At 61.7% G+C, this 6996-nt stretch carries 8 protein-coding genes; 2 read left to right on the top strand and 6 right to left on the bottom strand.

What is annotated here, in order from left to right; translation table 11 throughout:
• The 4 genes from ftsZ to RTX98_RS14710 all read right to left on the bottom strand — a co-directional run.
• On the bottom strand, positions 1 to 1222 hold a 1222-nt coding region (ftsZ, locus tag RTX98_RS14695), incomplete at its 3' end, for a cell division protein FtsZ (RefSeq protein WP_312797532.1).
• 105 nt (positions 1223 to 1327) lie between these two features.
• Positions 1328 to 2638 (bottom strand): cell division protein FtsA, encoded by a 1311-nt coding sequence (gene ftsA / locus RTX98_RS14700; RefSeq protein WP_312797534.1) that lies wholly within the window; start codon positions 2636 to 2638, stop codon positions 1328 to 1330.
• Positions 2635 to 3561, bottom strand: coding sequence for a cell division protein FtsQ/DivIB (locus RTX98_RS14705; RefSeq protein WP_312797536.1), 927 nt, complete (start codon positions 3559 to 3561; stop codon positions 2635 to 2637). Before RTX98_RS14705 ends, ftsA begins: the two co-directional genes overlap by 4 nt.
• Complete coding sequence (locus RTX98_RS14710; RefSeq protein WP_312797538.1) at positions 3549 to 4475, bottom strand: D-alanine--D-alanine ligase; 927 nt, start codon at positions 4473 to 4475, stop codon at positions 3549 to 3551. The genes RTX98_RS14705 and RTX98_RS14710 overlap by 13 nt, the downstream gene beginning before the upstream one ends.
• Positions 4476 to 4736: 261 nt before the next feature.
• Here RTX98_RS14710 and RTX98_RS14715 point away from each other — a divergent pair, with 261 nt between their 5' ends.
• Both RTX98_RS14715 and RTX98_RS14720 read left to right on the top strand, forming a co-directional pair.
• A complete protein-coding gene (locus tag RTX98_RS14715) occupies positions 4737 to 5051 on the top strand; it encodes a type II toxin-antitoxin system RelE/ParE family toxin (RefSeq protein ID WP_312797540.1) in 315 nt (104 codons plus the stop codon).
• The gene (locus tag RTX98_RS14720; protein WP_312797541.1) at positions 5051 to 5362 is read left to right on the top strand and encodes a HigA family addiction module antitoxin; all 312 of its coding nucleotides are present in this window, start codon (positions 5051 to 5053) and stop codon (positions 5360 to 5362) included. Before RTX98_RS14715 ends, RTX98_RS14720 begins: the two co-directional genes overlap by 1 nt.
• Before the next feature lie 18 nt (positions 5363 to 5380).
• Here RTX98_RS14720 and murB read toward each other — a convergent pair whose 3' ends face one another.
• The gene (gene murB / locus RTX98_RS14725) at positions 5381 to 6346 is read right to left on the bottom strand and encodes a UDP-N-acetylmuramate dehydrogenase (RefSeq protein WP_312797542.1); all 966 of its coding nucleotides are present in this window, start codon (positions 6344 to 6346) and stop codon (positions 5381 to 5383) included.
• The coding region (locus RTX98_RS14730) for a glutamate ligase domain-containing protein (RefSeq protein WP_312797543.1) at positions 6343 to 6996 on the bottom strand (654 nt) is incomplete at its 5' end. The genes murB and RTX98_RS14730, both read right to left, overlap by 4 nt.

The following is a 6996-nucleotide window of genomic DNA, read 5'->3' on the forward strand; positions in this document are numbered from 1 at the left end:
GGGCTGCCGGGAACAGCTTGCTTACCGGCCGAAAGTCGTCCGCCGGATGGGCGGCCTCCTGCTGGCGCACGGCTTCCTGATGCATGTCGGCCATGCGCAGCGCTTCGTTGACCGGGTCAACGGCAGCGCGAACCGGCTGCTGCTCAGGCGCCTGCTGCTGAACCGGCTGCTGCGGAGCGGCGGCCTGCGGCTTCTGCTGAGCTTGCGGCTTCATCGGCTGACGGATAGTGATCGGCGGCGTCACGAAATCGCTGGCAGCCTTGTCGATGCCGGTGGCAACCACGGACACGCGGATCACGCCTTCCAGCTCTTCGTCGAAGGTCGCGCCGAGGATGATGTTGGCGTCCTGATCGACTTCTTCGCGAATACGGGTTGCCGCTTCGTCGACTTCGAACAGGGTCAGGTCGCGACCGCCGGTGATCGAGATCAAGAGGCCGCGGGCGCCCTTCATCGAGCTTTCGTCGAGCAGCGGATTGGCAATCGCAGCCTCGGCAGCAGCCATTGCACGGCCTTCGCCCGAAGCTTCACCCGTGCCCATCATGGCCTTGCCCATCTCGCGCATCACCGAACGAACGTCAGCGAAGTCGAGGTTGATGAGGCCTTCCTTGACCATCAGGTCGGTGATGCAGGCAACGCCCGAATACAGCACCTGATCGGCCATGGAGAAAGCGTCAGCGAAGGTGGTCTTGTCGTTGGCGATCCGGAACAGGTTCTGGTTCGGGATCACGATCAGCGTATCGACGCATTTCTGCAGTTCTTCGATACCGGTATCGGCCGTCTTCATGCGACGGCCGCCTTCGAAGTGGAACGGCTTGGTGACGACGCCAACCGTGAGGATGCCCTTTTCGCGGGCAGCGCGGGCTACAACCGGCGCTGCACCCGTGCCCGTGCCGCCGCCCATGCCGGCGGTGACGAAGCACATATGCGTGTTCGAGAGGTGATCGACGATCTCGTCGATGCACTCTTCAGCGGCAGCGCGACCGACTTCAGGCTGCGAACCCGCGCCCAAACCTTCGGTGACATTGGCGCCGAGCTGGATCAGACGCTCGGCCTTGGACATCGTCAACGCCTGCGCGTCGGTGTTTGCGACAACGAAGTCGACGCCGCGAAGACCGGCCGTGATCATGTTGTTAACGGCATTACCGCCGCCACCGCCCACGCCGAACACCGTGATGCGCGGCTTCAGCTCGGTGATGTCCGGCCGTGAAAGGTTGATGGTCATGTTTGTCGTCCTTTTCGTCTTTTCCTGCCGCTTCGCCGCCGCGGCTGCCTTGAGGGCCTAAGCCCTCGCTAAACTCAAGAAACAGGGCCTAAACCCCTCTGAACTCTAGAAACTCTGTCGCAACCACTGACCCACGCGACCAAACCGTCCGCCTGTGCCGGTCAGCCTATGGGAAACACCGCCCGCCACCTGGCCTACTTCGAACTCTGCCACCTGCGGGTAGATCATCAGGCCGACCGCCGTTGCGAAGGCCGGTCCTTTTGCTGCTTCGGGGAGGCCTGCCACGCCAAGCGGCCGGCCGATGCGAACATTGCGCCCGAGAATGCGTCGTGCGGCTTCAGCCAGGCCTTGCAGCTGAGCGCCGCCACCCGTCAGAACCACGCGCTTGCCTGCAAGATGGCCGCTGCCTGACTGGTTCAGCCGGTCGCGCACGATCTCCAGCGTTTCTTCCACGCGGGCCCGGATGATGCGGTTCATCGCAGCGCGCGGAACCTGCATGCCGCCGTCATCGGCCTCGCTGCCGATCGGCTGCACGGTCACGAGATCACGATCGTCGCCCGCTGCCGGCATCACCGTGCCATGCATCACCTTCATGCGTTCGGCATCGTCCATCGCGGTGGAAAGGCCACGCGCCAGATCCATAGTCACATGCGCGCCGCCGATCGGGATCGAAGAGGCATAAACCATCTTGCCGGAGAAGAAGACCGACATGCTCGTCGTGCCGGCCCCGATATCGATGCAGGCAGCGCCCATCTCGCCCTCGTCGTCGACCAAGGCCGACAACCCACTCGCATAAGGCGTCGCCACCATGCGCTCGACGGACAAATGCGCTCGGTTGATGCAGAGTTCGAGATTGCGCAGCGGTGCGGCGTCAGCCGTCAGAACATGCATGTCGACGCCTAGAACGTCGCCAACCATGCCGCGCGGATCCTGGATACCGCGCTCGGTGTCGAGCAAAAAGCCGACCGGCAGCGTGTGCACAACCTGGCGCTCATGGCGTAGCGCCTGACGGGCACCCGCTTCCAGAACGCGGCGCACATCCGCTTCATCGGTTTCATGGCCGCCGAGATTGACGGTCGCGGTCGCCGCGTCGCTCTTCAAGCGACCGGCCGAAACGTTGACAATCAGCGAATCGATTGTCAGCCCGGCCATCCGCTCGGCTGCATCCACCGCGAGGCGGATCGCCTGCTCGGCACGGTCGAGATCCACGATCACGCCGGACTTCACGCCGCGCGACTTCTGGTGGCCGATGCCGATCACCTGAATGCGATGGGTCCGCCCCCGCAGCAGCTGGCTTTCTTCGCGCGGCTTCAGCTTTGCGATAATGCAGCAGATCTTGTGCGAGCCGATATCCAGCACCGAAACGATGCCGGACCGCTTTGCACCACTATCCGAATTTCCGCCGAGCCAGCTCATATCTGTCGACCCGCTTTCTTGGCGGCCTTCTTTTCGGCTTCAAGCTGAGCCGTGCGGCGCTCAACGGCACCCGGCGTCAGTTGAACAATGAAACGCTCGGCGAAGCGCAGATCGACGGCAGCGATGTCGCGCGACAGCAGGCCCTGGCTTTGGTCTAGCGCCAGCAATTCCTTGATCGCGCCGTCGACATCGCCTTCCGGCAACTTGATCTGCACGCCACTGGCCAGATGCACGTCCCAACGCCGGTTGGCGACGCGGACATAGGCTTTCACCTGAGAAGCAAGTGCCGGGTAAGCGCTCATCTCGGCCACGAAGCCGGCAGCCCGCTCTGGCGCACCCATGCCGATCACCAGCGGAAGATCGCGCGCATTGCGGCCGTCGAACGGTGCGATCGGCCGGCCATCGCTTTCGATCACGGTCAGCTCGTCGCCATGCTGCCAGATCGCAAACGGCTTGCGCTCGACAAGCGCGACTTCGATCGCATCAGGATAAATCTTGCGGACGGTTGCACTTTCCACCCAGGGCAGCGTCAGCAAACGCTCGCGCGCGGCATCCGCGCTGAAGCCAACGAGGGCCGTCCAGCCATTGAGCTGCAACTGATCCAGAACGTCGATCTCCGACGTCTGCTTGTCGCCGGAAATCCGGATGTCGGTGACAGCAAAACCCGTACGAGCCGTCACCGCCTGCATCACCGCAGGCATATGGCCGCCGAGATAAGCACCATAGGCGCTGGACGCACCGAGCAGCACAACCGTCAGGCTCGTTGCCGCAAAGCGCGGAATGCGCGCCTCGACTTCTTCGAGACGCGACAGCATCCGCATCGGCCGACGCAGGAAGCGCGGCACCACCATGGTCTCGGACACGCCTTCACGGGGCGCATAGCCCTTGTGACGACCGCCGGTTGTCGACCTTAACGCGAACACGACGCGTCCTCCACCATCCAACTCAAGAGTTCGCCGAACGAATGTCCCGCCTCCAGGGCGATTTCAGGCACCAGCGATGTCGGCGTCATTCCAGGTTGGGTGTTGACCTCCAGCCAGATAACCTCCCCATTTTCGGAGAACCGGTCGTCGTAGCGAAAGTCGGATCGGGAAACGCCCCGACACCCCATGGCTTGATGCGCCTTGAGAGACAGTTTCTGTATAGTTTGGTAAATATTCGGTGAAAGTTTTGCCGGGATCTCGTGTTTCGAACCACCCGGCGCATACTTCGCGTCGTAATCGTAGAAGGCGTGACCGGTCGGCAGGATCTCGCAAACGCCAAGCGCAACGTCGCCCATTACGGCGCATGTGAACTCACGTCCGTAGACATAGCGTTCCACCATGACGATATCGCCATACGGCCAATCGGCAGCACTCAGGCGCTGCGGCGGATGGGTCTGGTCTTCCTTGACGATCACCACGCCAAAGCTCGAACCCTCAGACACCGGCTTCACGACGTAGGGCGGCTTCAGCGGATGCTTGTTGCCGATCGCATGGCGATTCATCACCCGCGATTCGGCCACGGGAATGCCGGCTGCCGCAGCAATGCGCTTGGCGAGCTTCTTGTTCATGGCGAGCGCCGAAGCGAGCACGCCGGAATGGGTGTAGGGAATTTGCAGATATTCAAGGACGCCCTGGATCTTACCGTCTTCGCCGTAAGGTCCATGCAGCGCATTAAAGGCAACATCGGGCCGCAACTCGGCAAGAACCGCGCCAACATTGTGACCGACATCGATCCGCGTGACAGGGTAACCCTCAGCCTCGAGCGCATCCGCACAGGCCTTTCCGCTGGATAGGCTGACGGGTCGCTCCGAAGAGACCCCACCCATCAGCACTGCCACATGCTTCTTTGCCATCCGCCCCTGCGCCCCTGCAGTTATTCCGATTCCAACATTAGCGCTCGAACATGGCTTGAGCCTTGCGGGCAGAGAGCTCTGCCAGCTGAAAACCCGCCGCACGGGTTGCACGACTCAAACCAGGAAACGCTTAGGCCATAGGAATCAGAGCTTGGATTCTGTGACAAGCCAGAATGTCAGGATGTCTGAAAAACCGGGGCTGCTATGGCAGAATGGACTCAGGCCCGTCGGAGATGAAGCAGGCAAAGCGGCCATTGAAATTTGTACGGTTCCGCCGTACACTTACTCGGCATGCACATTCGTACGGTTCGGCATAAAGGCTTGCGGCGCCTCCTTGAGGATGATGATCCGAAAGGTATTCGGCCGGACATGGCAAAACGCGTTCGCAACATTCTGGCAGCGCTCATCTCGGCCGCTGACATGGACAGCATCGCGGGACCGCCCGGGTGGCGCATCCACGTTCTGACAGGCGATCGCGCCGGAACATGGAGCATCGCAACATCAGGCAATTGGCGGATCACGTTCGACCTTGAAGGAAACGAGATCTTCAATCTTGATTTGGAGGATTATCACTGATGGCTGAAGCGCTCACCAAGCTGAATATGTCCCCTCCGCATGTCGGCGGCTTCATCAAGGATGAAATTCTCGACGAGTTGAACTTGTCGATCTCAAAAGCTGCCGAAATCCTCAACGTCCGCCGGGCAACATTGTCGGACCTTCTCAATGAGAAGGCTGCGCTCACGCCCGAAATGGCTCTGCGCATTGAAAAGGCTTTCGGCGTCAACATGGGCACGCTGCTCAACATGCAGGCGTGGTTTGATGCACATTGGATGAGGCAGCACGCGGATCAGATCGATGTGGCGCGGTACACGCCACCCGCTGCCTGATCAGGTTGGAAAGGACCGTTAGTCCGCCTCTCCAAGGAACGGCTTCACCTCGCGTCCGGCCCTGAAATTGCCGATGCGCTTGATCTCCCATTCCAGCTTGATGCCGGAGGTTGCAAGCACGCGCGCGCGTACCGTTTCGCCAAGCGTTTCAAGATCATAGGGCGAAGCGTTGCCGGTGTTGATCATGAAGTTGCAGTGCATCGGCGACATCTGCGCGCCGCCAATCATAAGCCCACGGCAGCCAGCACGGTCGACTTCCTTCCAGGCCGAAGTGCCTTCGGGATTCTTGAAGGTCGAGCCACCCGTCTTCTCGCGGATCGGCTGCACGGCTTCGCGATGATCCCGCACCGCGTCCATGTTGACGCGGATCGTGGCGGGATCGTCGGAATAGCCTTCGAAGATCGCCGAGGTGAAGATCAGGTCCTTGGGCGCCGACGAATGACGGTAGGCGTAGCCCATATCCGCATTAGACAACACGATCCGCTCGCCGGAACGGGTTAGCGCTCGCACCTCGACCACACGCTCGCGTGTCTCAAATCCATTGGCGCCCGCATTCATGCGCAAGGCGCCGCCTATCCCGCCAGGAATGCCGTGGAAGAAGTGGAAGCCGCCGATGGCAGCGTCATAGGCGACACCCGACACATGCTTGTCCGGCGTCGCAGCACCCGCTTCGATGCGCGTGTCCGATATCGCCGTGGCCGTTCCAAAACCCTTCGCGGAAAGCCGAACGACGAAACCCCGAATGCCGCCTTCGCGAACCAGCAGGTTGGATCCGATACCAACGACCATCACCGGGATCTCTTCCGGCACGGCCTTCAGGAAGGCAGCAAGATCCTCTTCGTCGGCAGGCTGGAAAAGCACATCGGCCGGTCCGCCCGCGCGAAACCAGGTGATCTTTTCCATGGATGAATCCGGCGTCAGCCGGCCGCGCAACCCGCTTAAACGGTCACCCAGCCGGGCAAGAAGATCGCTGCCTGCTGTCATGCCGCCGCCACTGCTCCGCCGTTGAGTTCGCCCGGAAGCGCGTAGGCCCATTGCGTGATGTTGCCGGCGCCGAGGAACACGACGTAATCGCCGGGCTTGGCAAGCTCCCGGATGGCCGAAGCTATGACCTGCGGACCTTCGATAAAGCGTGCATCGCGATGGCCGGCCGAGCGGGCTGCGACGGCAAGGGCTTCGGAGGTCACACCCTCGATCGGATCTTCACCGGCGGTATAAACCGGCGCAAGCAGCACGGTGTCAGCATCGTTGAAGCAGGATGCGAAATCACTGAATAGGTCGCGCAAGCGTGTGAAGCGATGCGGCTGGGCAATGGCGATCACGCGGCCCTTAGTGGATTCGCGCGCGGCCTTGAGCACGGCGCGGATTTCCACCGGATGGTGGCCGTAATCGTCGAACACCTCGACGCCATTCCAGCTTCCGGTATGCGTAAAGCGACGCTTCACGCCGCTGAAGGCAGCGAGGCCGCGGCGGATTGCGGGTTCGCGAAGGCCGAGCTCGTAAGCCACCGCAATAGCCGCCGTGGCGTTCGAGACATTGTGCCGGCCGGGCATCGGCAGCCTCAGGTCCTTCATCTCGACCAGCGCGCCAGTCTTGCGGTCGCGGATTACGACGTCAAACACGGAAGACGCGTT

It is taken from the genome of Tianweitania sp., from assembly GCF_032053605.1.
GTDB lineage: Bacteria > Pseudomonadota > Alphaproteobacteria > Rhizobiales > Rhizobiaceae > Tianweitania.

Excerpts from the sequence above, each read along its gene's own strand:
- ftsA (WP_312797534.1), bottom strand. The coding sequence starts at position 2,638 with ATGAGCTGGCTCGGCGGAAATTCGGATAGTGGTGCAAAGCGGTCCGGC.
- murB (WP_312797542.1), bottom strand. The coding sequence starts at position 6,346 with ATGACAGCAGGCAGCGATCTTCTTGCCCGGCTGGGTGACCGTTTAAGC.
- RTX98_RS14720 (WP_312797541.1), top strand. The coding sequence starts at position 5,051 with ATGGCTGAAGCGCTCACCAAGCTGAATATGTCCCCTCCGCATGTCGGC.
- RTX98_RS14710 (WP_312797538.1), bottom strand. The coding sequence starts at position 4,475 with ATGGCAAAGAAGCATGTGGCAGTGCTGATGGGTGGGGTCTCTTCGGAG.